Origin of the sequence: Burkholderia plantarii (assembly GCF_001411805.1) — a bacterium.
GTDB classification, from domain to species: domain Bacteria; phylum Pseudomonadota; class Gammaproteobacteria; order Burkholderiales; family Burkholderiaceae; genus Burkholderia; species Burkholderia plantarii.
This window is the reverse complement of record NZ_CP007213.1, coordinates 3340462-3365989: the sequence shown is the minus strand read 5'-3', so window position 1 is coordinate 3365989 and position 25528 is coordinate 3340462. Positions and strand designations below refer to the sequence as shown.

Genomic DNA, 25528 nt, shown 5'->3' with positions numbered 1-25528 from the left:
ATCTTGCTGCGTCGTAAGACTAGGAGTTGGAACGTTTGCGCGTCAATCGAATGAACACATCTGTAATGATTTTCTTAGATTTACTAAACGATGAGCAACGTGGCGCAACGATTTGAAACCGCAGCGCATGCCGGCCGAAACGATGAACACGGGCGCGGGCTTGCGGCGCTGCATCGAAGGGCGGAACGCCGAGGCATCCCGAGCGGCGGCGTCGGCGCGCGGCGTGGATGACGTCATGTCGATCGCCGTTCGCGAGCGGATCGCGCCGCGATGGATGCGGCTGTCATCGGGCGGCGCGAGCGGCGGCACGCTGCCGGCGGCCGCGCTGCTGCGAGCGCACATGGGCGCTTGCCGGGGCATGGGCCGGCGCATCGAGGGCGCGCCGTTCGATGGCGGCCCGGCCCCGCGCGTTTCGTGGAGGAGGCCGGATGAAGGCGTGAACGGCTCGCGACTCAGTCGCCGTCGCGCGCGCTCGCGTCGTGCGCGTTGTTCTCACGCGCGTTCTTCGCGGCGGGCTGGCGCCACTGGCCGCTGTGCCGGAGCCCGTCGACGAAGCGCTGGCGCTCCTCGGGCGTCAGGCTCGCCGCGAAATCGGCCACGCTGCTCTCGACCTGCGCGCGCAGACGCATGTCGGCCTCGCGCGTGCGCGCCAGCGCCTCGTCGAGCGCGGGGCGATCGAGTTGCGGCATGGCGAGCAGGTCGAGCACGTCGCGACGGCCGTCGCGGCCCTCGCGCGCATAGACGCGCGCGTCGCGCCGCGCCGCCTTCAGGGCCTCCGTGAATTCGCGCTGCCGCTCGGCCGGCAGCGCCTCGGCCGCGAAGCGCAGCGCCACCTTCGGCGCGTGGGCGCCGCCGGCGCCGTGCTGGCGCGCGTACCACTGATAGGCGCCGCCCGCGATCGCGCCGAGCAGGAACACGTTCAGCACGATCGACGCGGCGAGCAGCAGGGTGGGGGTACGGCCGTTCATTCACCGCTCCAGTCGTCGGTCGAGCCACCGAAGCTGGTGGTCAGGTAGGTGCTCTCGTGCATCGCCGCGGGCGCGCCCGTGAGCAGCGCCGACGACATCGCGAGCGCGCCGGCCAGCACGCCGAGCGCCCCCACGCCGGCCACCGCGGCGCCGGACCACCAGAGCCGGCCGCGCGTCCAGGGCCGGCGCGCGGCCGGCGCCGTCGCGACGATGCGCTCGACGAGCGCGTGGCCGGCCGGCGCGACGTGGTGGGCGCCGAGCCAGCCGTCGAGGTCGGCGGCCTCGGCGAGCAGCGGGCCGGCCGCCTCGGGATGCGCGCCGGCCCAGGCGCGCGCGGCGTCGCGTTCGGCGTCGGGCCAGCGGCGCGAATCGGCGCCGTAGGCCTCGACGATGTTGCGGAATCGTTCGGGTGTCATCAGATTTCCTCGCTGCGGCCGCGGGCGGCCAGTTGCGCGCGCAGATTGCGCCGGGCGCGCGAGAGCAGGCTCTCCAGCGCGTCCACCGTGATGCCCATCAGGCCGGCCGCCTCGATGTTCGACAGCTCCTGATAGTAATGGAGCACGAGCGCCTCGCGCTGCCGGGGCGGCAACGCGGCCAGCGCGTCACGCACGCGCGCGTCGCGCTCCTGCGTCTCGAGCCGTGCGTCGGCGCGCGGCTGTGGGTCCGGCTCGTCGGGCAGCGTGTCGGCCGGCTCCTCGCGCCGGCCGCGCAGCCGGTCGTAGCAGAGGTTCAGCGCGACGCGATGCAGCCAGGTGTCGAAGCGCGCCTCGCCCGTCTTCCAGCGCGGCGCCTGTTTCCAGATCCGGATGAACGCCTCCTGCGCGACGTCCTCGGCTTCCATGCGGTCGCCGAGCAGCCGCGTGGCGAGCGCGAGCAGGCGCGGCAGCTTGCGCGCGACCAGCGCGCGCGCGGCGCCGGGGTCGCGCGCGCCCACGCGCGCGAGCAGTTCCGCGTCGGGATCGGGTTCGCTCACGAGGCGGGCTTGCGGTTCGGCGGCCGCTCGCGCGGCCACGGTGGCGGGGGGGCGCGCCGCTGCGCGCGCCGGGCTGGTTTCACGGGTCAGGACTCCCTGCGGGACGGCTTGGACGCCTGCCCCGGCCGCGCCGTCACGCGCCTGCCGCGTGGTGGACGGGCGGGGGCGGGCTGGAGGCGCGGGCATGGCGGCGGTCGATCCGTTCATCGCGAACGGGCGGCGGCGGACAGGCATCGGCGAGGCCGGCGCGCCCGCCGCACGCGATCAATATACGACGACGGCGGCCGGCCGCACATGAACCGGCCGGGCGGGGACGACGACGCAACCGGCGAGCGTCGTCGCGACGAGCACGAGGATCGCGAACATTTTCACGAGAGGAACTCCCTGGCAAGACGATGGAGCGTGCCGGCCTGCCTCGACCGCCGGTGGCGGCGCTGCGGACGGCGCGGGACGGCACGGCTGACGAAGCGGGCATGGCGGACGCGGCGGGGGGCGACGGCGCGTGATGAAACGCGATGGCGCGAGGCGACGGCCCCGGCGCTCGGGCGCCCGTCGTCCGGACGCTCAGGCCCAGTGCCCCGGCACCCAGTGCCAGTTCGGACCGTGGGCGACCCAGTGGCCCGGCACCCAGTGGTACCCGACGCGCACCGGCTGCCAGTGGCCGGGCTGCCAGACGTAGGCGCCATGCTCCCAGCGCCAGCGGCCGTGATCCCAGACGTAACCGGTGCGCGCGGGCGGCACGACCTCGTAGCGCGGCGCGGGCGGCGCGATCGGCGCGACGATGACGGCCTGCGCGAAGGCGCTGGTGGCGAGCGTCAGGCTCAGCGCGGCCGCGAGCCGGGCAGGATGGAACAGTCGTTTCATTGGATGGGCTCCCTTGATGGATCCGGCGCGATCGCGCCATCTCGGCTTGAACGGAGCGAGCGGCGGAAATCCGTCGCGGGGCGGTGAAAATTTTCGAGGGGGAACGCGACGCAAGGTGAAAGGCACGGGCGGGAATCGTCGCCGCGCGTTCCGTGCCGCGGCTCGGCGGAGTATCGCGCGACATCGCGTAAACCCTTGACCGGGCGGGCCTTCCGCGCGGCGGCACCGGGCTTGGCGAAGCGTGCGCCAACGAGCGTGACGGGCCGGATTCATGGGAAATTTCTGGTAACATCCGCGCGCTGCACGCACCGTCGATTCCGGCGATTCGATGGCCTCCGCCTCGCCCTTTCCTGATTCGTACCGCCGATGATTTTCGCCAGCCCGTCTCGTTCGCCCAGCCCGCTCGGGCCGTCCGCCTTCGCGCCGGTGTCCGCGGTCATGCCGGCCTGTCCGCCGGCGCGGCGGCTCGCATCGCTCGCGCTGCTCGGCGCGATGTCGGTGCTGCTGAGCGCCTGCGAGCGGCACGGCGCGCATGACGCCGGCACCGCCACGGCGTCCGGCGCCGCGAGCGTGAGCGCGCCGGCTCCGGCCGCCGCTTCCGCGACGCGGCCGGCATCGACCGCCTCCGACGCGTCTTCCGCGTCTTCCGCGTCGGCCTCCACCCCGGGCCTCAAGCGCGCCGACCTGATGCGCGCGGTGTTTCCGCACTGGCATGAAGGCAACGATCCCGGCGCGCGCGACGTCGAGGTCGAACTGCCCGAGCGCGACGATTCGGGAAGGATCCGCCGCGCGGCCGGCGCCGCGAGGACGGCCGTGACCCGCATCGAGATCGCGCCGCGCGAAGTGATCCGCCTCGACGACACGCACGCGGTGATGCTGACCGAAGGCGTCAGCGTCGACGACGGCGGCGTGCGCGACGACAGCTACGCGTCGGGCGCGTGGCTCGGCGCCTACTTCTTCCGCCACGACGCGGCGGGCTGGGTGCTGGAGCAACGCATGGACGGCGTGGACTACCTCGGCGTGGCCGGCACGCTCGGCGACACCAGCGTCGCGCGCATCGGCGCCGACGAGTTCGGCCTGATCGTGACGGGCGGCGGATGCTGGCAGGGCGTCTGCGGAACCTGGGCCTCGGTCTACGGCATCAAGCCGGGGCACGTCGCGACCTACGCGAGCACGATCCCGACCGACGGCAACAACCTCGGCGCGAGCGGCGATTGCGACGCGGCGCTGAAGGCGGCCGACACGGCGCACGGCGCCGCGAGCGAGACCGACGTGGTCGCGACGACCGATGCGGGCGGCCCGCCGTCGTGCTTCGACATCAACGGCAAGCTCTCGCTCGCCACGGCCGCCGACGGCACGAGCGAAATGCGGATCCACTTCGACGGCGCGCAGACCTCGGGCTCGGGCGACGAGCCCGCCGTGCGCACGATCCACCAGACGGCGGTGTACCGGCTGCGCGACGGCAAGTACGTGCTGGTGGCCGGGCACGACCCGGTGCCGGCGTTCTAGCCGGCCCGGCGCGCACGGCCACCCGCGCCCGCGCGCATCGCAACGAGGCGCGCGGGCCGCGCGCGCGTCAGCCGTGCGTGAGCGTCAGCGCGTAGAACTTGACGACGGTACCCGGCGTGGTCAGTGGCGTGCCCGAGGTGGCGCTCTGATCGTAGTTGCCGGCCTTGAAGTAGAAGCTCTCGCCGTCGAAGCTCGAATCCATCGTGAACGACTTCGAGGTGCCGTTCACCTTCACGCCGATCGTCGTGCCCGACAGGCTCAGCTCATAGGTGAACGACTTGCCGATCGTCACGCCGGCGATCGGGTAGGTATGCGAGGCGCCGCCCTGGTTGGTGTCCTCGAGCAGCAGCTGCACGTTGCCGCCCGACGTCACCTGCAGCTCGCAGAGCGGCTTGCTCGGCCCGTTGCCCTGGAAGATCTGCCCGATCGTGGTGGTCTTCGGCACCTGCACGACGATCAGCGTCGCGTCGAGCCGGTTGGCGCCCGAGGTCGGCCAGATCGCGTTCTCGCGCAGCTCGGTGCGCGGATGTTGCGAGCCCGAGGTGGTCCAGCCGCGCGTCGGGTCCATCATCACCATCGCGCCGTCGGACTTGTCGGTATGGAAGTAGTACTGGTTCGTATAACCGGCCGCGAGGCTGTCGCCGTTTACTTGCGTGACGCTGCCCGAGGCGCCGATCGGCAGTTGCAGCGTCCACGGCTTCAGGTTGAAGTTCGACCCCGGCGGCGCCGACGGGTCGAGAATGGCGGCCGCCACCACGGCGGCATCGTCGGCGAGGATCTCGGCCGACTGGCCGGCCACGGCATGGGCCGCGAACAGGCCGGCGCACAGCGCGGCGAGCGCGCCATTCACGATTTTCCCTTGCATTTGCGTCTCTCCTTGGTTCATCTGCGATGGATGGGTGAGGCTGAATGGCGGCGGCACGGAACGTGAATCGCAATTGCGGATGCGGATTATGTTTTTATTTCGTGAGGCGCGCCGGTGTCCGCCGGTGCCATTTCGCGTCAGTGCGCGATCCGGTTGTCGATTTACAGTGTCGAGTGTTATCGAATAACGAATCAATACGGTACGACGTCCACTGGAAATACCGTGGAATGCCACGCCACGCGCTGCTTTTGATGCACTGCGAAAAAGCCGGGCCATGGATTTGGCGAAATCCGTGGTAAATCCGGATCAACCCGATATGGATATCCGGGGTGAAGGGAATTCGCTTTCCAGGCGCATCGGTTAATGCATGGCAGGTCACGCGCTTCGGAGCCTACCGCTATCGATATTCGATGTAAAACGATACTATTCTATGGGGCATATTGACGGATTCGATGGATTGCGATGCTGCGCGAGCTGAAGACGTTTCTGGCGGTGGTCAAGCACGGCACGTTCTCGGCGGCCGCCGCGCGCATCGGCATCACGCAGTCGGCCGTCAGCTCGCAGATCCAGCGCATCGAGGAGCAGCTCGGCGTGGCGCTGTTCGACCGTTCCGGACGCACGCCGCATCTGACCCGGGCGGGGCAGGAGGCGCTCGCGCTCGCCACCGAGATGATGGCGCTGCACGCGCGCCTGCTGCGCGAGCCGGGCGTGGCCGAGAACACCGGCACGCTGCGGATCGGCGCCGTCGCCTCGGCGCAGGGCATGCTGATCGCGGGGCCGGTCACGGCCTTTCGCGCGGCGTTTCCGGCCTGGCGCGTCGAGATCTCCACGAGCGGCGGGCTCGCGCTGGTGAGTCAGGTCGATGCGGGCGAAGTCGACCTGGCCGTGATGAGCCGGCCCAACTTCACGCTGTCCGATGCGATCGAATGGCGGCGGCTCGCGCTCGAGCCGTTCGTGCTGCTCGCGCCCGAGGGGATCGCCGCCGGTTCGTGGCGCGCGGCGTTCGCGTGCGCGCCGTTCATCCGCTGCGCGCGGCATACGTTCGCCGGGCAGCTGGTCGATCAGTTCCTCGCACGCGAGGGCATCCGCGTGGACGACGCGATCGAGGCCGTCGATTTCCATTGCATCGCCCAGCTCGTCTCGCGCGGCGCCGGCATCGCGTTGATCCCGCGCAACGTCGACGAACGCGCCTGGCCCGCCGGCGTGATCGCGTTCGACCTCGGCCCGCATACCTTCCATCGTGAACTCGGCATCGTGCAGAAGGTCCGGCACGGCCGGCATCCCGTGATCCGGCGCTTCGTCGACGAAATCGACAAGGCGCTGGCGGCGGCCTTCGGCGCATCGACTCCCGGCATGCACGGCGAGCCCATCGATTGATCGGTAATCCGAATGAATCGGGCGGAACGTGCCGCGGCCATGCCGGGCGGCCGTGAGCTGATTTTGTTGCGCGCCCTGGCAGCGTGCGCGCCTGACGCGATGTCCTAGCCGTTTTAATTTTTTCTGGCCCTGTCGGCCGTGACGTGGCGAGGCTATCTTGTCGCTTACAAAAATCATCATGGAGCGAGAATGGACCCCGTAATCGAAATCCGGCATCTCGATACGCCGGCCGATCTGACGGCCGCCTACGACGTGATGCGCGCGCTGCGCCCGCACCTGAGCGGCGTGGACGCGTTCGTCGCGCAGCTCGACCGGCAGCGCGCCGAGGGCTACCGGCTGCTGGCCGCCGTGGACGGCGCGCGCGTGCTGGGCCTGTCCGGCTACCGGCACCAGACGAACCTGCTGTACGGCCGCTTCGTCTACGTCGACGATCTCGTCGTCGATCCGGCCTTGCAGCGCCACCAGATCGGCGCGCGTCTGCTCGACGCGACGCGTACCATTGCACGCGAGAGCGGCTGCGCGCATTTCGTGCTCGACACGGGTCTGCACATGCCGCTCGCGCAACGCTTCTATTTTCGTAACGGGATGCTCGCGAAAGGCATGCATTTCGTCGAGCCGCTGACCGCCCTGGAGAAGACATCACGATGAAACTGCTGCTGCTGAATGCGAGCCCGTTCGGCGAGGCGAGCCACGCCTACGGGCTCGCGCGCGAGACGGTCGACGCGCTGCACCGCCAGGAGGCTTCGAGCGGCCGCGAATTCACGCTGATCGAGCGCGATCTGGTGGCCGCGCCGCTGCCGCCGATCGCGCCCGGCTACGCGAGCGCGATCACCTCGCGCACGCCCGATGCCGGGCAGTTCGCGCTGTCGGAGGAACTGGTGCGCGAGATCGAGGCAACCGACTGCCTCGTGATCGCCACGCCGATGCACAACTTCACGGTGCCGGCCGCGCTCAAGCTCTGGATCGACTACGTGCTGCGGATCAACCGCACGTTCAAGGGCACGCCGGAAGGCAAGGTCGGGCTGATGCAGGACCGGCCGACCTTCGTGATCGTCGGCTCGGGCGGCATCCACAGCGGCCCGAACGCGCGCCAGGCCGATTTCCTCACGCCCTACCTCGGCTATGCGCTCGGCACGATCGGGATTCGCAACGTGCGCTTCTTCCTGCTGCAGGGGCTCGTGATGGGCGAGGCGGCGGCGCAGGCCGAACTCGCGCGTGAACGCGCCGCGCTGCGCTGCTACGTGCCGTTCTCGGAACTGCCGGCGATCGACGCCGAGCAGCCGGCCGCGGCCACCTGAGCCCGCGCGGTATCGCGGTGCCGGGCGCGGCTGGCAGCGAGCCGCGCGCGTCCTTCCCCCGTTTCCGCCGCATCGTTTCGCGAATGCGGCCGTGATCGCGTCCGCGTGGATCCGGCCACGGCGGCGCCGCGGCTAGGCCTCGTAGACTTGCCGGAGCAGGCGCGCGTAGCGCTGCGCCGCGTCGCGATCGATCACGTTCGCGAAGCCGAGCACGGCGCCGCGCCGCGTCTGCTTCGCGCGGCTGTTCGCATACCATTCCGACAGCGCGCTGACGCCGAGCCCCGCCTCGCGCGCCCGCGCGGCGAAGCCGAGATCGTCGATCGCGGCGGCGCCGTCGAAGCCGAGCGCCAGATGCATGCCGCCTGGCGGCACGTCGATGCGCAGCCGCGCGCCGAACGCGTCGCGCAGCGCCTCCACCATCAGCCCGCGGCGCTCCGCATAGAGCGAGCGCATCCGTTTCAGGTGCCGCGCGAAATGGCCCTGCGCGATGAAATCGGCCACGCCGGCCTGCAGCAGGTACGGCGAGGCGGCGTTCATGGTCTGGCAGATCCTCAGCAGGCGCGCGGTGGCGCGCTCGGGCACCACCACGTAGGCCAGCCGCAGGCCCGGCACCATCACCTTGCTGAACGTGCCGCAATAGATCACGCGGTCGTGCCGGTCGAGGCTCTTGAGCGCGGGCAGCGGGCGCCCCGCGTAGCGGAACTCGCTGTCGTAGTCGTCCTCGATCACCCAGCTTCCGGCGCGCGAGGCCCAGTCCAGCAGCGCGATGCGCCGCGCCAGCGAGAGCGTGACGCCGAGCGGGCTTTGATGCGACGGCGTCACCACCGCGAAGCGCGCCTCGGGCGCGAGCGCCTCGCCGCGCTCCACCATCAGCCCCTCGGCGTCGACCGGCACCGGCACGAGTTCCATGCCCGCATCGACCAGGAAGCGCCTCGCCAGCAGATAGCCGGGATCCTCGAACCACATGCGGTCGCCCGGCGTGGCGAGCGCGCGCAGCACCAGCTCGAGCGTGGCGCGATAGCCGCCCGTCACGAACACCTGGTCCGGCGTGCATTCCACGCCGCGCGACAGGCCGAGATAGGTGGCGATCTTCTCGCGCAGCAGCGGGTAGCCGCGCGGATCGGGATAGGCGAGCGAGGCCGTCTCGGCGCGCCGCAGGCGGTAGGCGACGAGCCGGTTCCAGACCTTGCGCGGGAACGCGTCGAGCGCGGGCAGCCCCGGCTGCAGCGGCAGCGGTTCGCTGCCGCGCTCGCCGAGCGGGCGATCGGGATGGGCCACGGCCGGCTTGTCCTTCGGCGCGGCGCCGGCGCGCGCGCCGCGCGCGGTGCCGCGCAGCGCCGCCGGCAGCGACGGTGAAACGTAGGTGCCGGCCGCGCCGCGCACCTGCAGATAGCCTTCGTCGACGAGGATCCGGTAGGCCATCTCGATCGTGCCGCGCGCCGTGTTCAGCTCGGTGGCGAGGCCGCGCACGGCCGGCACGCGATCGCCGGGGCGCAGGTGCCCGGCGCGGATCGCGAGCTTGAAGCGCTCGCAGATCTGCAGATAGACGGGCAGCTGCAGGCGCCGGTCGATGTCGAGCTTCAGGTCGCGGTCGCGTTGGGTCATCGGGGTGCCTGTTGGACTGGTCCGGCGTGACGAAACGTGCGGAACCGGTGGGCCATCATTGTCGCATGACGAGCGCGTCGCTGCCGCCGCGCCGGCTGTTCCGGCGAAAATCATCCGGGTGAAGATTTCGCCGCTCCTCATGACTCGGACCATGGCTGTCGCAATAGTGACATGGCTCGATCTGGCTTGGAAATAGATGTTTGACACAAAAATCCTGTGCGACTTCAAGCTTGCAATCACAAACTACGACAAATACAATCCGAGTTATGTGATGTGGCGGACGAAGCCGGTGTCCTGATGGCACGGTGCCACCGCATCGTTCGAAGCCGTGGCTTGCTACCAGGAGAGAGAAACGTGTCAAGACGCATCGTTGTGATCGGCGCCGGATTCGCGGGCATGTGGAGCGCGCTGGGTGCCGCCCGCCTGCTCGACGGGCAGGCGCGAACCGACGTGGAAATCGTGGTGATCGCGCCGGAGCCCGTGCTGCACGTGCGTCCGCGCCTCTACGAAAAGAATCCGGGCGCGATGACGGCGCCACTGTCGGCGCTGTTCGAGGCGGTCGGGGTGAAGTTCGTGGCCGGATACGTGACGCGCATCGACACCGCGAACCGGCGCGTCGGCATCGCCGACACCGGCGCCGATGCGGAAAGCCGCGACCTCGGCTACGACCGCCTCGTGCTGGCGGCCGGCAGCCGGCTGGCCATGCCGCCCGTCGAGGGGCTCGCGCAACACGCGTTCAACGTCGACCAGACGGGCAGCGCGGCCGAACTCGAAGCGCATCTCCGCGGCCTTGCCGCGCGTCCGGCCAGCGCCGGGCGCAACACGGTGGTGGTGGCCGGAGCCGGCTTCACCGGCATCGAGACGGCGGCCGAACTGCCGGCGCGACTGCGCGAGGCGCTCGGCGCCGACGCGGCGGTCGAGGTGATCCTCGTCGATCGGGCCGCCGAACTCGGGCCGGACCTCGGCCCCGGCCCGCGCCCCGTGATCACGGAGGCGCTGACCGAACTGGGCGTGACCTGGAAGCTCGGCGCGGGCGTGGCGTCGATCGACGCGCACTGCGTGACGCTGGCCGACGGCGAACGCATCGCGGCCGACACCGTGGTCTGGACGGCGGGCGTCCGCGCCAGCGCGCTGGCCGCGCAGATTCCGGGCCGGCACGATGCGCTGGGGCGCCTGCGCGTCGACGACAACCTGAAGGTGGAAGGAGTGGACGCGGTGTTCGCGACGGGCGATTGCGCCTACGCCGCCACCGACGACGCGGGCAATCACGCGATGATGTCGTGCCAGCACGCGATGGGCCTCGGGCGCTCGGCCGGCCACAACGTGGCGGCCGACCTGCTCGGCGAGGCGCCGATCCCGTACCGCCAGCCCAAGTACGTGACCTGTCTCGATCTCGGCCCGTGGGGCGCCGTCTACACGGAAGGATGGGAACGCGAGGTGCGGCTGCGCGGCGCCGAGGCCAAGGCGCTCAAGCACCAGATCAACTCGGAGTGGATCTATCCGCCGCGCGCCGATCGTGCCGAGGCGCTTGCCGCCGCCGATCCGATGCGGGCCGTGGTGGCCTGAGGCCGGCAAGGGGAGCCGGCGTCGCCCGCCGCGATTCGGCGGGCGACGCGCGGTGCTCCTCATGCGGGCGCTCCGGTGCCGGACCGGCCAGGGCCGCCGCCGTGGTCGATCGGTTCAGCGCCGGCGGGCCGCCGCGCGATCCTCGAACCACTTCACGACCTGCGGGCCGAAAGTGCGCGGCGCCTTCGACGAGAAGCGCCCGGCGATATCCGCGAGCGATTGCGAGGCCAGCGATTCGCGCATGCGCTTCTCGGCCTGCTGCATGGCCGAGTGGATCGCGCAGACGCCGCTCGTCGCCCAAGCCGGCTTGGCACCCTCGAACACCGCGCAGCGCTCGCGGATCTCGCGGCATTCGAACAGCGCCTTGTCGCCATCGATCGCGCTGACCACGTCGAGCAGCGAGATCTGCCCGGCGGGCCGCGCCAGCGCGAAGCCGCCTTTCGCCCCCTCGGTGGCGATCACGAGGCCGGCCTTGTGCAGCTTCGTGAACAGCTTCGCCAGAAAATCCACCGACACGCCCTGCAGCTCGGCCAGATCGCGCACGCTCGCCTCGCGCACGCCCGACGGCGGTTCCGTCAGGTACAGCAGGCAGTGCAATCCGTATTCGACACCTGAACTGATGTGGGCCATCGCAACTCCGACTTTTTTGATCCGAATTAGCGTAGCGCGTAACGGCTCGCGGCGCAACCGCGCCAGCAGGGCGTGGCGAGGTGGGATGGGCCAGGAAACGATCGCGGGGAAGGGAGAGCGTCGGTGAAGCGGGCGAACCGGTGGCGGCTGCCGGGCCGACACGCGTTGCGCGTCGGTGCGTTCCGGCGCGGCCGTGACCGGCCGCTAACTGCGGCGGCACCGCGAGCGCGATGCCGGGGGCGGCGGTACTTATCGCGCCGCCGTGCGCGGCGGGCGAAACGCGCTCACTGCTGCGCGAGCCATTCGTCGATCGAATCCCGGGCGCGCTGCTCGACCATGCTGATCGCCATCAGCACGTCGATCTTGGTGCGCGGGATCGTCAGCTCGACGGGCGGCAGCGTCGTGTCGCGATGCGCGTCGTCGACGCCGTGGATCTTCGCGCTGCAATGCCACTGCGTGCCGGTATCGTCCGGCAAGGCGTCCGTGGACACGCGAAACCCACGATGCTCGAAAGACATATCTCCTCCTGGTCTACTGCGATGTGCAAGCGTATCGAAAGCCCGCGACGAGCCGCCGCAGGTTGCGTCATGCTAGCACCTTCGCCGCGTGGCCGTCGCGAGGCGGCGCGCGCGGGGCGGCGCCCCGCGCGCCTGCCGACGCGAGCCGTCGGCCGCCATCGCCAAGCCCTCCCGAGTCCCGGCCGTCGTTCTTTTTGTGATCCCGCCACCCGCCCGCGCGAGGACTTCCCTACACTGACGCCGGGCGGCGCGCGCCGCTTTCACTCATCAGCGACATCACAGGAGACTCACGACATGGAATCGACCGCCACCTCCCGCGCCGCGCCGCGCATCGCGCTCGTGACTGGCGCGGGCAGCGGGATCGGCCGCGCCGCGGCCAACCGGCTGCTCGACGACGGCTTCACGGTGGTTGCGGCGGGCCGCCGGCCGGCGCCGCTCGCCGAGTTCGTCGAGCAGGCGAAGGCGCGCGGCCGCGAGGCGCTGGCCGTACCCGTCGACGTGCGCGACGCGGCCAGCGTCGATGCGCTCTACGCGACCATCGAGCGGACCTACGGCCGGCTCGACGTACTGTTCAACAACGCCGGCGTCAACGCGCCGGCGATCCCGATGGACGAACTGAGCGTCGAGAAATGGCGCGACGTGATCGACACCAACGTGACGGGCGTGTTCCTCTGCGCGCGCGGCGCGTTCGCGCTGATGCGCCGCCAGTCGCCGCGCGGCGGCCGGATCATCAACAACGGCTCGATCTCGGCGCACACGCCGCGGCCGTTCACGTCGCCGTACACGGCGAGCAAGCACGCGGTGCTGGGCCTGACCAGGAGCATCGCGCTCGACGGCCGCGCGTTCGACATCGCCTGCGGCCAGATCGACATCGGCAACGCGCTGACCGAACTGTCGGAGCGGATGCAGCGCGGCGTGCTGCAGGCCAACGGCACGACCGCGAGCGAGCCGATGTTCGACGTCGCGCACGTGGCCGACGCGGTGGGCTACATGGCGAGCCTGCCGCTCTCGGCGAACGTGCTGAACATGACGGTGATGGCGAGCGGGATGCCGTTCGTCGGCCGCGGCTGAGCTTGCCGGCGGCGCGTGTGCCTGCTGCCGATGCCGGCAGGCAGACTGAAAGCCATGCGCGCCGCATTACCCGGAAAGCCACCTCGACATTGCGTAAAATCCGCAATGCCGTTCGATTATCTCCAGCCAGGAATTAAATCTGTTCGATCGGGTTTCGGATCGAATTCGATCGAGTCTGATGCCGAAGATTATGATTTAGAATCGCCGGCGCGCGTTGCGAACCACGTTTTCTGCATTTCACGGGAATCTGCTGTCACTTGCTGGCGCCGCCCGCGCATGACATCGGAACAAAATTACAACATCGAGGCCAAGGTGAAATTCATTAAATGGCTGATCGGCGACGTGATCAGGGATTTTCGCTTGAAAAAATTGAAAGCCGATTTCGACCGGCACTGTCCGAACGAGCGGATGGCCGGCACCATCGACGGCTACTGCGGCATCGGCATGATGATCGGACGCGCCGAGCGCGACGCCGGGCAGGCCGCCCATGGCCACGCGAAGCTGCTCGACGTCTACAGCAGCAGCCTGGTGGCCGAGCTGGCGCAGCATCGGGAGTACGCGCGGCGCGCCTACCGGATCGGCGTCGAGAGCGTGCAATATTCGGGACGCAGGCCGCCGCGCGCGCTGCCCGAGGCGCGTCGCGAACGTCGCTGAGAGGAAAAAGATCCGCGCCGCTCACGGCGCGGACCGTCAAGGCACTGGATAATGCCGCCGGAATACGGGCCGGCGGTATTTCCGTGCGACGTATCCACTACGCCGCGGCGGAATAATCGCACGAATGGAATAAAAAAAGTATGGCCGATTGTAAAATCCACTGCCGGACCGCTAACAAATAACCACGCCCTACGGTTAATCGTAGTTGCCGGCGGGTGCCGGCTTTCTGCAATCGATTGCGCAAACGCTTGCGTCCGGATTAGTGGAGCCGGTCTTCGAAATATCTCCCGGCGCGCGTCGCGGCGGCGCCGGCGCCGCGTCATTGCCCGGCATGCACCGTCAGCCGGAACGCGGCCGGCGTGCCGCCGCCGGCATCGGGCGGCAGCGGCGAGGCCGCGCGCACGGCGCGCAGCACGGCGTCGTCCCAATCGGCGTTGCCGCTCGATGTCACGATGGCGGCCGACTGCAGCGTGCCGTCGGGCGCGCTGCGGATCTCCAGCTCCGTCACGTAGTGACCCGCCGCGCCGTGCCACGCGATGAGCGGCACGATCCGGCGCCGCACGCGCTCGAGGTAGGCGGGCGTGGCGGCGTCCGGCTCGGGCGACGCGGTGGCCGTACCCGGCGTGCCCGGCGCGGGCACGGGCGACGACGACGGCGAGGGCGAGGGCGAGGGCGAAGGCGAAGGCGAAGGCGAAGGCGAAGCGCCCGGCGCCGCGTCATCCGCGTGCAGCCGCGCGATCGCGTCGGTCTGGATCGAGATGAGCAGCCAGTCGCGCTGCGGCTGCGGCATCGCCATCACGGCGTGCTGCATGGTGCGCATGTTGTGGCACCAGGCAGCGGGGGGCGTGTTCTCCGGATCGGCGGCGGCGATCGCGAGCGTGCGCATCGCGTCGGGGTCGCGCCGCAGCTGCACGCCGATCGCCGCCGACAGCGCCTGTTTGCCCTGGTTGCGCTGCTCGGCGTTGATGGTGGCGATCGGCGTCTTCAGCGCGGTGCGCTTCAGCGATTCATAGGTGATGCGGAAGTAGTCGTCGATCTCGTGCTCGGAGAGATTCGCGAGCGAGAGGTAGCGCAGCACCACCGCGTTCATGTTCTTCAGGCCGCCGCAGTCGGCGGGCGCGGCGTCGAGCACGCGCGTGCCGAGCGCGATGAAGGTCGAGCGGTCGGCCTGCGAGACGCGCAGCGAGCCCTCGCTGAACAGCTCGGTGCGCTGCATCGCGATCGAGCGGCCCAGTTGGTTCGGCCCGGCGTTGCCGAACAGGCGGCGGATGTCGGGGTCGTCGAGCATCTTCTGGCGCCAGTGCGCGAGGATCGCGGCCTTCGGCGAATCGGGATCGATGCCGTATTGCGCGACGAACGCGTCGGCGTTGGCGTGTTCGAGCGTGAGCGGCGCGGCGCCGGACAGCGGCGTGGCCGGTGCCTTGGGCGCGCTCGCGGCGGCCGGCGCGGCGGTGCCGGTGGCCGGGCGGCCGCCCTGCGCGCAGGCGGCGAGCAGCGCGAGCGCGGCGGCGCCGGCGGCATGACGGGCGATACGAACGACGGAGCCGGGGAGAGTCGGCATGGCGGCCTCGGTGGATGCGATGCGGGCAATCTAGCACGCCACCGGGGCGGCACGCAGGACTACGGCATCATCGTCACGCGGACGGTTTCGCCGGGGCAGGTCTGGGCGTTGGCCGCGGCGATCGTCTTCGGCAGCCGGTGCCTGTCGGCCGCGACGTTGGTGTAGTAGCGCATCGCGGCGGGCGCGGGCGGCGTGCCCGCTTCCCAGACGGCGGCCCACAGCCGGCCGCGGTCGTCGCTCATCAGCACCGACTTGGTATCGCAGGCGATGCCCTGCACGAACATCGAGGTGACGCGCGCGCCGTTGCCGTCGAGGTTGTCGGCCTCGGTATCGACGGCGCCGGCGGTGCCCACCATCGTCGCGTAATCCTTGCCGAGCAGCCGGTGCAGCGCCTCGTCCTCGGCGGCACTGCGCGCCACGCCGAGCGAGAGCAGCGTGGGCGTGGCGTTCGGATCCTTCGCGGCGGCCACGTAATCGCCGCTGTAGTAGACGCCCACGCCGGCGCCGCAGGCGAACGCGTCGCCCTGCTGGTCCACGTGCAGGCGGTTCAGCACGCGCCGGAACGTCAGCGTGCAGCCGCGCGTGTCCATCTTCGCGTTGCCGACGTAGCGCGCGAGGTCCGGCGACGAGAACGTGGCGATCTCGGACAGCGCGCCCGAGTTCGCGCCCGTGACGGCGTCGAAGCTGAACGAGAAGCTCCGCGCGTTCGCGTGCGAGATGTCGAGCCGGGCGCCGGCATGGCCGCTCGCGTCCACGCGCTGCCAGCGCGTGTCCCAGCGGAACGGCGTGCTCGCGTGGCGCAGCACCACGAGGCGGTCGGCATAGAGGTTGCGCAGGCAGACCGCGTCGCCGCAGGCGTCGCGCGAGGCCAGCCAGGCGCGCTGGTCGGCGCGCCAGTCGGGCGAGTCGCCGACGCGCGCGTAGAGCGCGCGCAGCGCGTCGTCCTGCTTCGAGAGCCGCGGGTCGGCGCAGATGCGCTTTTCGGTCGGCGTCGCGGCGTTCGCGCAGTCGAAGCTCGCGGCCCGGGCGGTGGCGGGCAGCGCGCCGAGCGGCAGGGCGGTGAGGGCGGCGATCAGCAGCGTGCCGAGCGCCGCGGCCCGGTCGGTCGAGGAATTCATACGTCTCCGTGGGATGGGCGGCGCAGGCCGGTGCCGCCGGTCCGCGGGCGGACCGGCGGATATCCTACGCGAAACCGGCCGCCGCGGAACACGGTAGACAGCGCGGGCAGCGCGTTCGTTCAGAACGACGTGCCGATCTGGAACTGGAATTTCTGGTACTGGTCGCCGGTGTGCTTGACGACCGGGAAGCCGAGATCGATCTTGAGCGGGCCGATCGGCGAGATCCATTCGAGGCCGGCGCCGTAGCTGTAGCGCAGGCCGTTCGCGCCGATGCTGTTGCCTTCCGAGCCCCACACGTTGCCGCCGTCCACGAACGTGAACACGCGCAGCGTGCGGTCGTAGCCGGTGCCGGGCAGCGGCACCGTCAGCTCGATGTTGCCCACCACCATCTTCGAGCCGCCGATCGGGTCGCCGGTGGTGGCGTCGCGCGGGCCGAGCGAGCTCGATTCGTAGCCGCGCACCGAGCCGATGCCGCCCGCGTAGTAGTTCTTGAAGATCGGATAGGGCTTGCCGCCGAGCCCCTTGCCGTAGCCGCCCTGGAAGTTCAGGCCGAGGATGAAGCCGCGCGCGAACGAGTAGTAGTACTGCGCCTGCAGGTCGCCCTTCGCGTAGGTGGTGGTGGCGATCGGCGTGCCGTATTCGGCGTTGGCCTGCAGGAAATAGCCCTTGCTCGGGATCAGCGAGCTGTCGCGGTTGTCGCGCGACCAGCCCACCGTCACCGGCACGTTGTTCGAGACGCGGCCGAACGAATTCACGTAATCGATATAGCTTTGCGGCGTGGTCGAATCGACGTCGAGCCGGTCCTGTTCCAGGCCGGCGCCGAAGAACACCGTGTCGGTCTCCGAGAACGGGATGCCGAACTTCATCGACGCGCCGTAGGTGATCACGCGGAAGCTCGTGTCGGTGTTGCTCGAATAATAGAGCGGCTGGCTCGTGCGGTAGTAGACGTCGGTGATGCGGCGGATGCCGTCCACGGTGAAGTACGGGTCGACCTGCTCGACCGCCAGCGTGCGGTAGGTGGTGGCCGTGTTGACCGTCAACGAGAGGCTCGTGCCCGAGCCGAACACGTTGTCCTGCGAGACGCCCGCCGAGATGATCGGGCCTTCGCCCGAGCCGTAGCCGAGGCCGAGCGTGATCGAGCCGGTCGGCTTCTCGGTCACCTTCACGTTCACGTCCACCTGGTCGGTGGTGCCTTCCACCGGCACCGTCGTCACGTCCACGTCGGTGAAGTAGCCGAGGCGGTTGATGCGGTCCTTCGACAGCGCCAGGCGCCCCGAATCGAACCAGGCGCTCTCCATCTGGCGCATCTCGCGGCGCACCACCTCGTCGCGCGTGCGCGAATTGCCGACCACGTTGATGTGGCGAACGTAGACGCGGTGGCCCGGATCGACCACCAGCGTGAGGCCGACCTTGTGCGTGGCCTGGTCGATCTCGGGCTGCGCGTTGACGGTGGCGAACGCGTAGCCGTAGGTGCCGAGCCGGTCGACGATCGCCTTGGTGCTTTGCTGCAGCTTCTCGGCCGAGAAGCGCTCGCCGGCCTTCACCTTCACGAGCTTGCGCAGCTCGGCGTCGCGATCGAGCAGGTTGCCCGAGAGCTTCACGCTCGAGAGCGTGTACGGCTCGCCTTCATGGACCGTGAGCGTCAGGTACATGTCCTTGCGGTCGGGCGAGATCGACACCTGGGTGGAGTCGATCGAGAACTCCAGGTAGCCGCGGTTCAGGTAGTACGAGCGCACGTTCTCGAGGTCGCCCGAGAGCTTTTCCTTCGAGTAGAGATCGTTCTTCGTGTACCACGAGAACCAGTTCGGCGTGGACAGCTGCATCTCGTCGAGCAGCGTGCTCGACTTGAACGTGCGGTTGCCGATGAAGTTGATCTGGCGGATCTTCGCGCTCGGGCCTTCGGCCACCGAGAACAGGATCGCCACGCGGTTCGCGTCCACCGGCGTGATGGTGGTGGTGACCTCGGCCGCGTAGTAGCCGCGCGTCAGGTACTGGCGCTTCAGTTCCTGCTCGGCCTTGTCCACCAGCGACTTGTCGTAGTAGCGGCCGTTCGCGAGGCCGACCGCCGTCATCGCCTTGATCAGGTTGTCCTTGTCGAACTCCTTGATGCCGGCGAAATCGATCGACGCGATGGCCGGGCGCTCCTGCACCTGGACGATCACCACGCTGCCCTCGGTGGCCACCTTCACGTCGTTGAAGAAGCCGGTGGCGTAGAGCTTGCGGATTGATTCGGAGGCCAGATCATCGGTGAACGTATCGCCCTGCTTGACGGGCAGGTAGGCGAACACCGAGCCCGGCTCGATCCGGTGCAGCCCTTCGATCCGGATATCGGTGACCGTGAACGGATCGAGTGCGAACGCGGGGACGGACGTGGCGCCGAGGCCGGCGAACGTCAGGATCCGCACGCGGCGGGACAACAGGGACGAGGCGTTCATGCGCAATGACGAAAGGGCCGCGAGGCCGGTAAGGCGAGGGTGGAAGGGCGCGCGCGCGGCTGGCGGCGCGTGCCGGCGTGTCATGGCGTGTCGGTGGCCTGCTATTGCAGCGAGCCCGCCGCGCGCGGCAGCGCCGAGGCGGTGCCGGTGGCGAGCGCGAGCACGTCGGCCATCTGGCCCGCCAGCGCGCGGGCCACCTGGAACGACAGCTCCGCGCCGCCGGGCAGGCGGAACGACAGGATCAGGTCGGGCGCGCCGCCGGCGTCGCGGCCCACCGTCCAGGCCTCGCACGGCATCACGAACTTGACGCTGCGCTGCTTGTGGCGGATGCGTTCCGACGAGCCGATCGCGTTCGACAGCGCGGCGAGCAGCTCGTGCATGACCGAGCAGTGCAGCGCGACGCGGTCCGGCTGGTTGCTGTTGAGCATCAGGTACTGGCCGTCCTCGGTCAGCTCGAAGCCATGCAACGCGTCGATCGAAAAAGCCTGGGGCGGCGCCATCTTCGCGCTCCGGTTGGAAAACGGGAACGAGTATCGCGGCGTGACCGGCGTGACGGGTTACCTGCCGATTACTGCATGTTTCTTTCCGCGCGCTGACGGGGCATGCGCGGCGAGTATGCGGATGTAACGCGTGATGCGGGCGGCGCGCAAACGCGGCTCGCGCGGGCCGGACCGGCGTTTTTCAGGCGCGGCGCGCGCCCCGCCAAGCGGATGCGCCGCGTGAAATCGCGGCGCGGCGGTGGCGTGATGCCGGCGATGCGAGGCGCATGCGAAGGCGATTCGTTCGGAAGACGAAAGGAACGTCAGCGCGGTGTTTCGCGAATTTTTGCGCCGTGTTACGGCATGCCGAGCGGCGTGAGGGGATCAGGACGGGCAGGCCGGCGGCCATGACGCGCCCGCCTTGCGCAGCGACGTTTCACCAGCGATATATGCGATGAAAAGCATCGCGTTATTTCAGCCAGGCAATGGAAATGATTCAAATACGCGATTCAAATGGCATGAAAAATTCGCATGGCCGTAATTTGACGGGAGTAGTATGGCGCGCACCGGATCGACATGAATCGGTGAACCGCCGGCGGGGATTCCGGCGAGGCCGTCGAAGCGGCGGCGACAGCGCAATTTCATCAACATGGAGCCAGGGAAGGCATGCCTCAGGACGTCAGGAAATCCACCACGACCGTAGCGGAAGATCAGCAGGACGCATTGGCGCAATACGCGAAACTCGGACTGAATGTCGAGCCCGCGCCGGGTGATTCCAGTTCCGGCTCGGGTTCCGATGATGACGCGAAACGTTTGCGGACGGAGAACAAGGAAGACGAAAGCGAGCGGCTCGAAAAGCTGACCGACCAGGATTTCACCTCGAAGCTCGAGCAGCGCGAGCGCGAGATGAAGCAGCAGAGCAAGGAGGCGGCGGACCGCCGCTCGCAGTTGCTGAGCGCGGTGCGCGTGGCCGCGCCGGAAATCAGCAAGCCGCTGGTCGAGACCTTCGAGAAGCTCAGCAACGCCGGTCACAAGTTCGCCGACAAGGAACTCGTCAGGCTGATGAAGAGCGACGCGCAACTGCAGGATTCGCGCGATTTCTTCGACCTGAATCTCGCCGAGCGCGAGGATCTGCTGGATCGCGTGGGCTTCTACAAGGGCATCGTCATCGACCACAGCCTGTCGAATCCGGTCGAAAGCGGTTTTCGCGAGGTATTGAAGCGGCAGGACAGCGCCGAGGAGGAATCCGGCGGCGGCCATTGTCAGGCGGCGAAGCTGCTCTATCGAAAGCCGAATTTCACCGGCTATTTCGAAAACTATTTCAGCACCTCGGAATCGCTTCACCAGCTTCAGCAAAACGGTGTGACCGATATCAAGGCCTCGATCGGCGTGGCGGTGGGCGGCTTTGGCGCGAAGGGCGGCGTAGGCGTGAGCGGTTCCTATTTCCAGTCCGAGCAGGAAAACTCGGGAAGTATCGGCAAGCAGATCCACACCACGGCGAACTATTTCCTGCCGAAGATCGAATTGTCGTTCGACGATTTCAAGCCCTGCGCCAGCGACGACTTCCTGGAGGCCTGTGAGGCGGCGCTGAACCACCGGCGCCTCGATCAGCGCTTCGCAGCGCTGCTGGGCGTGCTCGGCAGCTTCGGCCACTTCGTTTCCACCCAGACGCTGGTCGGCGGGCGCCTGTTCGCGACGGAAACCAAGACGTTCACCGGCAAGGAAAGCGACACCAACGTCACGACGCGCTTCGCCGCGAAGGTCAAGGCGAGCGTCAGCACCTATGCGGTGGACGTGGAGGCCGAGGCGTCGGCCGCGCACGGCAAGCAGACGCAGGCCCGCAACAACGCCACCGACGAACAGCAGCAGTTCACGGTGCAGGCGGTGGGCGGCGAGGGCGCGGTGGCCGAGCAGGCCGGCCGGTGGGCCGAGTCGCTCTACGATTACCGGCGCTGGGCGGCCGTGCAGCGCGAGAAGCTGATCCCCAGCATCAACGTGCTGCCGGTGCCGCTGCGCGAACTCGCGTGGGACACGCTGACGAGCTATGCGCGCGAGCGCAGCGCGATGCACCTGATCGATGAACACCACGCCTACTTCCTGTTCTACGGGTACTACAACCGCAGGGTGGGCAGTCTCACGCAGGCGGACCTGGTGGGCATCAGGCACGTCGACATGAACATGTTCCTCACGGTCCGCACCGATATCCGCCCGAACCGCGTCGACCTGCGCGTGGAGCAGGCAAGGATCCAGGAACTCGGCGAGAACCTGCGCTGCGTCTGGCGGCTGAGCCCGGACGGCCACATCGTCAGCATGATCGAGCTGCCGGGAGGCTTCGCCGGCCGCCAGAGCAACTCGCCGCTGGTGCTGACCGTCGAGGAAGAGACCAGGCTCGTGTCCGGCACCCAGACACCCTGTCATTCCGTCACGCTCAAGCCGCTCGGTGCCGCGAAGAACCAGACCTGGACCGTGACCGACTACGGCGAGATCCACTGCCACGCGTTCGGGTCGAACCACCTGCTCCAGTTCGAGATGGGCGGGCCGGTGCTGATCGCGCGCGGCGCCCTGAACGTCAAGGAGCCGTCGCTGTGGCAGATCACGCCGATCGTCGCCTCGGACCACCGCAAGCTGGCCGGGCGCGCCGCGATGGGCAGGTTCCGGCACATTGCCAGCGGGCTCGTGATATCGATCGAAGGGGCCGAGGCCAGGACCGCGTTCAGCCGCTCCGAGCAGCGCCGCATCGTCATGCAGCGCGACATCGGCGGGCGCCACCAGCTCTGGCGTCTTAACGACGTCGGGGAGGTCATGTCGGTGCTGTCGGCCGTCGAGGGCGTGGATGCCTCGGCGAAATGGGACGTCTACCTGACGGCCGACAACACCAACAAGCTGGTCGCGCAGCCGCCCAACCTGCTGTCGCGGGCGATGCAGTGGGACGACCGCGACCCGCGGCTGGTCACCAACGGCTCCGACGGCAAGATCATGGACGCGGTGGCGAACGGGGCGGACGGGCCGGTCACCGGCGCGGCCGGTTCCGCGGTCACCCAGCACGAAGGCGTTCGCCGCGACTGGCGATTCGAGCCGCTCGGCGCCGACGAGCGGGTGATCAGCTATCGCGCGGTGACGTCGCCCGGCGAGCGGACCATGCGGCCGGTCACCGTGCAGGCCATCGACGGGCGGGAACTCGTCGTCGACGGCTACCTGGCCGGCATCGGCCTGACGCAGTTGCACCGCGAGGACGGCAGCGTCGCGCTGAGCCTGCGGGCCTCGGTGGAGCGTTCGCGCGGCGTGGACGAAGTCGACCTGAGGTTCGACGGCGAGCACGGGCCGCACGCGGAGCGCTTCATCGATTGCGGCCGGACCGTCGTGGACGAGCGCTTCCTGATCCTGCCCGCGGAATCGATCCACAGCATCCGGCTCAACGTCAGCTTCGAACCGTGCCGCCGCCTCGGGCTCGAATACCGGCTGACGCGGAACGGCGGATGGTACGGGCTGTCGTCCGACGATGGCGGCCGCGCGATCGTGATGCGGCCCGACGGCCTCGAGATCGGGATGGACATGGCGGAGAACGAGGACGGCCCGCTGCGCATCACCGCGATCGGTCTCGAGTACAGCGACGGCCCGCAGATCCTCAAGCCCAAGGTGCTGCTGCGGATGCCGGGCTGAGCGCGGGCGGCCGGCATGGACGTGATGGCGGCCGGCAGGCCGCGCGTCACGCACGATATCGTTGAAAAGAATCGAACATGGATATTCTCGAACAGCTGAACCGGTTTGAAATCACGCGGGTATTCCCGGGGCGGGAAACGGACAGGCTGCTGCAAGGCTTCGCCCCGACGGTCAAGGACGCGCTGCTGGGTGCGCTTCCCCGGTGCGACGTGAAACTGCGGGTCGAACAGTTCGACTGCCCGTATTGCGGCGTCGCCAAGGGGCGCGCGGCGATGCAGATGGACCACATCATCCCGCGCGATCTTTACATGAAGTACCAGGCGATGAAGCAGAGCAAGACGCTGCTCCCGTACCTGGAAGAAGGCACGACGACAATCCGGACCTTCCTCGAAACCCAAGCGACGGACCTGTCGAATCACGTGCTGGCCTGCGCGAGCTGCAACCGGGAGAAGTCGAACAAGCTGTACAGCCCGAGAAGGTTTCTGGAAATCGCCGAGCGCATCGACCTCGGCAACCCGGTGCGCGCGAAGATGCTGAGGGCGCGCGAGATTTCCATGGAGATGGAGCGGGTCTTCACCCAGAACCGGCACCTGCACACGTTCATCGTTCGTCAACATACCTGGAACCTGCGCTACGCGCCCCCGTACAACCTCTACAGCCAAATCCTGCATCGTGCCGGCCCCGCCCGCGGCGTCGGCCGGACATTGCGCGAGCAGATCGGCGAACTCGTGAACGTCGTCGGCAATTTCATGATCGAGTGGATCCCGCAGACCCCGCAGGAGAGCTGGAACGAGCTGCAAGGTGCCCAGGTGCGGACCGTCGAACAGCACCTGAGAGGGTATCTCTGTCTTTACTGCCTGGGACTGCACGATGACGACGAAGCGTTCGAAATCGATCACATCCGGCCGCAACCCAAGCCCGAGTTCAGGACGCTCGCGACCAACAACGAGGCTGGCAACCTGATTCCCGTCTGCAAGAGCTGCAACGCGAGCAAGGGCGACCGGTATCGCATCGCGCGTGATTTTTTCCCGAACCGGGCCATCGAGCGAGCCCTCAGGAATATTCCCGGAATCGAAAGCGTGGCCGAGGGGCAGTCCGTCGATGCAATCCTGCGCGCGGCCCATCGCAGGCAGTTCCAGGTGTTCGAGGCGCACGTCGAGGCGGAGTCCGCGACTCTCCCACGGAGTTTCGACCGGTGGATGCGGATGGAAACCGAGGATGCGCCCACCTGAGTCGCGCCGGCGCGCGGGTTCACACGCAGGTACTGACCCGGACAATGTGCTCGCTCATTTAACGGTCCGTGTAGCTTGGCGGCAAATCCTGATCGACCAAACGAATCTCGATCCGGTTGGCTATCGCGATGTGCTCCGGGCCATCCAAGGAGAAGACGGCATTTTTTGCAGCGCGCGCCGGCGCGCCCCCGGGACCGCCACGTTCAGCCCCGTGCCGCCAGCGCCGCCGCGGGCGTGCTGCGGAAGCTGATGGCGAGCCGGTTGAACGTGTTCATCAGGCCGATCGCGATCGTCAGGTCGGCCAGTTCCTTTTCGCCGAACACGCCGGCGGCGGCCTGATAGTCGCTGTCGGGTACGCCGGTCTGCGCCACGCGCGTGACCGATTCGGCCCAGGCCAGCGCGGCCTGCTCACGCTCGCTGAACAGGCGCTTCGCCTCGTGCCAGACGGGCACCAGCGCGATCTTCTCGATCGCCACGCCGCGCTTGCGCAGGTCGCTCGTATGCATGTCGATGCAGTAGGCGCAGCCATTGATCAGGCTCACGCGCAGGTAGACGAGATCGATTAGCGTGGCGTCGAGCCCGCACTGCGAGACGTAGCCGTATACGCCCGCGAGCGTCTTGTAGCCGGCCGGCGCCGCGTGTTGATAGTTGATGCGTTCGCTCATTGCGACACCTTGGGTTGGTCGTTGATGGTCAGGGTTCGATGATCGCTGTCGACGATGAACACGGCGAGCAGCCTGGCGGGTTCGGTGCGGCTCGCGTTGCGGCTCACGACGTGATGCGCGCCCGGCATTTCGTAGAACGATTCGCCGGCGTGGTAGACGCGCTCGGGCTGCCCCTCCACCTGGCTCGCCACGCTGCCCGACACGACATAGGCGTAGATGAACGCCGAATGTTCGTGACGATGCGGCCGCGACGCGCCGTTCGGCGGATACGAGACTTCCACGGCCACCAGCGACTTGCCCGGCACGGTCGGGATCGCGTGCGAGAAATTGGGCTTGACGCTGTCGCCGGCGGGGCCGGCTTCAGGGTCCGCCATGGCGGGGCGGCTCAGCACGGCCGCGGCGGCCAGCAGCAGCGGCAGGTAGCGATGCGCGGGTTTCACGGGATTCTCCTCGACGGGATCGGATGGCCATTCTGCGCCG

24 protein-coding genes are annotated in these 25528 nt (G+C 68.8%); 9 read left to right on the top strand and 15 right to left on the bottom strand.

Annotated elements, in window-relative coordinates:
- Positions 1-42 precede the first annotated feature (42 nt).
- The 5 genes from bpln_RS36410 to bpln_RS31050 form a co-directional block, all read right to left on the bottom strand.
- Positions 43-342, bottom strand: a complete 300-nt coding sequence (locus tag bpln_RS36410; RefSeq protein ID WP_148654242.1) for a hypothetical protein — start codon at positions 340-342, stop codon at positions 43-45.
- 110 nt (positions 343-452) lie between these two features.
- Entirely contained in the window at positions 453-968 is a 516-nt protein-coding gene (locus tag bpln_RS31065; RefSeq protein ID WP_055140951.1) for a periplasmic heavy metal sensor, read from the bottom strand.
- A complete protein-coding gene (locus bpln_RS31060; protein ID WP_055140950.1) occupies positions 965-1384 on the bottom strand; it encodes a hypothetical protein in 420 nt (139 codons plus the stop codon). The genes bpln_RS31065 and bpln_RS31060 overlap by 4 nt, the downstream gene beginning before the upstream one ends.
- Positions 1384-2127: an RNA polymerase sigma factor gene (locus bpln_RS31055; protein WP_080937581.1), complete on the bottom strand. Its 744-nt coding sequence runs from the start codon at positions 2125-2127 to the stop codon at positions 1384-1386. Before bpln_RS31055 ends, bpln_RS31060 begins: the two co-directional genes overlap by 1 nt.
- A 378-nt stretch (positions 2128-2505) precedes the next feature.
- Positions 2506-2805 carry a YXWGXW repeat-containing protein gene (locus bpln_RS31050; protein ID WP_042628913.1) on the bottom strand — a complete coding sequence of 100 codons (300 nt, stop codon included), beginning with the start codon at positions 2803-2805 and terminating at the stop codon, positions 2506-2508.
- Positions 2806-3243: 438 nt separating this feature from the next.
- On the opposite strand from bpln_RS31050, the gene bpln_RS31045 reads away from it, so the two are divergent.
- Entirely contained in the window at positions 3244-4314 is a 1071-nt protein-coding gene (locus tag bpln_RS31045; RefSeq protein WP_148654241.1) for a hypothetical protein, read from the top strand.
- 67 nt (positions 4315-4381) lie between these two features.
- Here the strand turns inward: bpln_RS31045 and bpln_RS31040 are convergent, their stop codons facing one another.
- Positions 4382-5179, bottom strand: a complete 798-nt coding sequence (locus tag bpln_RS31040; protein ID WP_055140948.1) for a polysaccharide lyase family 7 protein — start codon at positions 5177-5179, stop codon at positions 4382-4384.
- Positions 5180-5641: 462 nt separating this feature from the next.
- Between bpln_RS31040 and bpln_RS31035 the strand changes: the two genes are divergently transcribed.
- The 3 genes from bpln_RS31035 to bpln_RS31025 all read left to right on the top strand — a co-directional run bounded on the left by bpln_RS31035 (position 5642) and on the right by bpln_RS31025 (position 7854).
- Positions 5642-6556: a LysR family transcriptional regulator gene (locus bpln_RS31035; RefSeq protein WP_042628911.1), complete on the top strand. Its 915-nt coding sequence runs from the start codon at positions 5642-5644 to the stop codon at positions 6554-6556.
- Between the two features lie 189 nt (positions 6557-6745).
- Complete coding sequence (locus bpln_RS31030) at positions 6746-7204, top strand: GNAT family N-acetyltransferase (RefSeq protein WP_055140947.1); 459 nt, start codon at positions 6746-6748, stop codon at positions 7202-7204.
- Positions 7201-7854: an FMN-dependent NADH-azoreductase gene (locus tag bpln_RS31025; protein ID WP_042628909.1), complete on the top strand. Its 654-nt coding sequence runs from the start codon at positions 7201-7203 to the stop codon at positions 7852-7854. The genes bpln_RS31030 and bpln_RS31025 overlap by 4 nt, the downstream gene beginning before the upstream one ends.
- A gap of 132 nt (positions 7855-7986) precedes the next feature.
- Here the strand turns inward: bpln_RS31025 and pdxR are convergent, their stop codons facing one another.
- Positions 7987-9459 (bottom strand): MocR-like pyridoxine biosynthesis transcription factor PdxR, encoded by a 1473-nt coding sequence (pdxR, locus tag bpln_RS31020; RefSeq protein WP_055140946.1) that lies wholly within the window; start codon positions 9457-9459, stop codon positions 7987-7989.
- 354 nt (positions 9460-9813) lie between these two features.
- Here pdxR and bpln_RS31015 point away from each other — a divergent pair, with 354 nt between their 5' ends.
- The gene (locus tag bpln_RS31015; protein ID WP_055140945.1) at positions 9814-11025 is read left to right on the top strand and encodes an NAD(P)/FAD-dependent oxidoreductase; all 1212 of its coding nucleotides are present in this window, start codon (positions 9814-9816) and stop codon (positions 11023-11025) included.
- Between the two features lie 114 nt (positions 11026-11139).
- Here the strand turns inward: bpln_RS31015 and bpln_RS31010 are convergent, their stop codons facing one another.
- Together bpln_RS31010 and bpln_RS31005 are read right to left on the bottom strand one after the other, a co-directional pair.
- Positions 11140-11655: an RrF2 family transcriptional regulator gene (locus bpln_RS31010; protein ID WP_042628906.1), complete on the bottom strand. Its 516-nt coding sequence runs from the start codon at positions 11653-11655 to the stop codon at positions 11140-11142.
- 284 nt (positions 11656-11939) lie between these two features.
- Complete coding sequence (locus tag bpln_RS31005) at positions 11940-12173, bottom strand: hypothetical protein (RefSeq protein ID WP_042628905.1); 234 nt, start codon at positions 12171-12173, stop codon at positions 11940-11942.
- A 294-nt stretch (positions 12174-12467) separates the two neighbouring features.
- Between bpln_RS31005 and bpln_RS31000 the strand changes: the two genes are divergently transcribed.
- Both bpln_RS31000 and bpln_RS30995 read left to right on the top strand, forming a co-directional pair.
- Positions 12468-13244: an SDR family oxidoreductase gene (locus bpln_RS31000; protein ID WP_042628904.1), complete on the top strand. Its 777-nt coding sequence runs from the start codon at positions 12468-12470 to the stop codon at positions 13242-13244.
- A 105-nt stretch (positions 13245-13349) separates the two neighbouring features.
- Positions 13350-13898 carry a hypothetical protein gene (locus tag bpln_RS30995; RefSeq protein ID WP_148654240.1) on the top strand — a complete coding sequence of 183 codons (549 nt, stop codon included), beginning with the start codon at positions 13350-13352 and terminating at the stop codon, positions 13896-13898.
- A 319-nt stretch (positions 13899-14217) separates the two neighbouring features.
- Here the strand turns inward: bpln_RS30995 and bpln_RS30990 are convergent, their stop codons facing one another.
- The 4 genes from bpln_RS30990 to bpln_RS30975 form a co-directional block, all read right to left on the bottom strand.
- A complete protein-coding gene (locus bpln_RS30990) occupies positions 14218-15459 on the bottom strand; it encodes an energy transducer TonB (protein ID WP_055140944.1) in 1242 nt (413 codons plus the stop codon).
- Positions 15460-15518: 59 nt separating this feature from the next.
- A complete protein-coding gene (locus bpln_RS30985) occupies positions 15519-16577 on the bottom strand; it encodes a lysozyme inhibitor LprI family protein (protein ID WP_042628902.1) in 1059 nt (352 codons plus the stop codon).
- A 119-nt stretch (positions 16578-16696) separates the two neighbouring features.
- Positions 16697-19012, bottom strand: coding sequence for an outer membrane protein assembly factor BamA (bamA, locus tag bpln_RS30980; RefSeq protein WP_042628901.1), 2316 nt, complete (start codon positions 19010-19012; stop codon positions 16697-16699).
- A 101-nt stretch (positions 19013-19113) separates the two neighbouring features.
- The gene (locus bpln_RS30975; protein WP_055140943.1) at positions 19114-19512 is read right to left on the bottom strand and encodes a hypothetical protein; all 399 of its coding nucleotides are present in this window, start codon (positions 19510-19512) and stop codon (positions 19114-19116) included.
- Between the two features lie 792 nt (positions 19513-20304).
- On the opposite strand from bpln_RS30975, the gene bpln_RS30970 reads away from it, so the two are divergent.
- Positions 20305-23151, top strand: coding sequence for a hypothetical protein (locus bpln_RS30970; RefSeq protein WP_148654239.1), 2847 nt, complete (start codon positions 20305-20307; stop codon positions 23149-23151).
- A 77-nt stretch (positions 23152-23228) separates the two neighbouring features.
- Positions 23229-24383, top strand: a complete 1155-nt coding sequence (locus tag bpln_RS30965) for an HNH endonuclease signature motif containing protein (RefSeq protein ID WP_055140941.1) — start codon at positions 23229-23231, stop codon at positions 24381-24383.
- A 203-nt stretch (positions 24384-24586) separates the two neighbouring features.
- Here bpln_RS30965 and bpln_RS30960 read toward each other — a convergent pair whose 3' ends face one another.
- Together bpln_RS30960 and bpln_RS30955 are read right to left on the bottom strand one after the other, a co-directional pair.
- Positions 24587-25048 (bottom strand): carboxymuconolactone decarboxylase family protein, encoded by a 462-nt coding sequence (locus bpln_RS30960; protein ID WP_042628897.1) that lies wholly within the window; start codon positions 25046-25048, stop codon positions 24587-24589.
- A complete protein-coding gene (locus bpln_RS30955; protein WP_042628896.1) occupies positions 25045-25488 on the bottom strand; it encodes a cupin domain-containing protein in 444 nt (147 codons plus the stop codon). The genes bpln_RS30960 and bpln_RS30955 overlap by 4 nt, the downstream gene beginning before the upstream one ends.
- Positions 25489-25528: the final 40 nt, after the last annotated feature.

What these genes read in the sequence shown, in the direction of transcription:
- bpln_RS31000 (WP_042628904.1), top strand. Translation starts at nt 12,468, where the DNA reads ATGGAATCGACCGCCACCTCCCGCGCCGCGCCGCGCATCGCGCTCGTG.
- bpln_RS30965 (WP_055140941.1), top strand. Translation starts at nt 23,229, where the DNA reads ATGGATATTCTCGAACAGCTGAACCGGTTTGAAATCACGCGGGTATTC.
- bpln_RS30985 (WP_042628902.1), bottom strand. Translation starts at nt 16,577, where the DNA reads ATGAATTCCTCGACCGACCGGGCCGCGGCGCTCGGCACGCTGCTGATC.
- bpln_RS31040 (WP_055140948.1), bottom strand. Translation starts at nt 5,179, where the DNA reads ATGCAAGGGAAAATCGTGAATGGCGCGCTCGCCGCGCTGTGCGCCGGC.
- bpln_RS31060 (WP_055140950.1), bottom strand. Translation starts at nt 1,384, where the DNA reads ATGACACCCGAACGATTCCGCAACATCGTCGAGGCCTACGGCGCCGAT.
- bpln_RS30975 (WP_055140943.1), bottom strand. Translation starts at nt 19,512, where the DNA reads ATGGCGCCGCCCCAGGCTTTTTCGATCGACGCGTTGCATGGCTTCGAG.
- bpln_RS31010 (WP_042628906.1), bottom strand. Translation starts at nt 11,655, where the DNA reads ATGGCCCACATCAGTTCAGGTGTCGAATACGGATTGCACTGCCTGCTG.
- bpln_RS30960 (WP_042628897.1), bottom strand. Translation starts at nt 25,048, where the DNA reads ATGAGCGAACGCATCAACTATCAACACGCGGCGCCGGCCGGCTACAAG.
- bamA (WP_042628901.1), bottom strand. Translation starts at nt 19,012, where the DNA reads ATGAACGCCTCGTCCCTGTTGTCCCGCCGCGTGCGGATCCTGACGTTC.
- bpln_RS36410 (WP_148654242.1), bottom strand. Translation starts at nt 342, where the DNA reads ATGTGCGCTCGCAGCAGCGCGGCCGCCGGCAGCGTGCCGCCGCTCGCG.
- bpln_RS31050 (WP_042628913.1), bottom strand. Translation starts at nt 2,805, where the DNA reads ATGAAACGACTGTTCCATCCTGCCCGGCTCGCGGCCGCGCTGAGCCTG.
- pdxR (WP_055140946.1), bottom strand. Translation starts at nt 9,459, where the DNA reads ATGACCCAACGCGACCGCGACCTGAAGCTCGACATCGACCGGCGCCTG.
- bpln_RS31005 (WP_042628905.1), bottom strand. Translation starts at nt 12,173, where the DNA reads ATGTCTTTCGAGCATCGTGGGTTTCGCGTGTCCACGGACGCCTTGCCG.
- bpln_RS31035 (WP_042628911.1), top strand. Translation starts at nt 5,642, where the DNA reads ATGCTGCGCGAGCTGAAGACGTTTCTGGCGGTGGTCAAGCACGGCACG.
- bpln_RS30990 (WP_055140944.1), bottom strand. Translation starts at nt 15,459, where the DNA reads ATGCCGACTCTCCCCGGCTCCGTCGTTCGTATCGCCCGTCATGCCGCC.
- bpln_RS31065 (WP_055140951.1), bottom strand. Translation starts at nt 968, where the DNA reads ATGAACGGCCGTACCCCCACCCTGCTGCTCGCCGCGTCGATCGTGCTG.
- bpln_RS31025 (WP_042628909.1), top strand. Translation starts at nt 7,201, where the DNA reads ATGAAACTGCTGCTGCTGAATGCGAGCCCGTTCGGCGAGGCGAGCCAC.
- bpln_RS31045 (WP_148654241.1), top strand. Translation starts at nt 3,244, where the DNA reads ATGCCGGCCTGTCCGCCGGCGCGGCGGCTCGCATCGCTCGCGCTGCTC.
- bpln_RS31055 (WP_080937581.1), bottom strand. Translation starts at nt 2,127, where the DNA reads ATGCCCGCGCCTCCAGCCCGCCCCCGCCCGTCCACCACGCGGCAGGCG.
- bpln_RS30995 (WP_148654240.1), top strand. Translation starts at nt 13,350, where the DNA reads ATGCCGTTCGATTATCTCCAGCCAGGAATTAAATCTGTTCGATCGGGT.
- bpln_RS31030 (WP_055140947.1), top strand. Translation starts at nt 6,746, where the DNA reads ATGGACCCCGTAATCGAAATCCGGCATCTCGATACGCCGGCCGATCTG.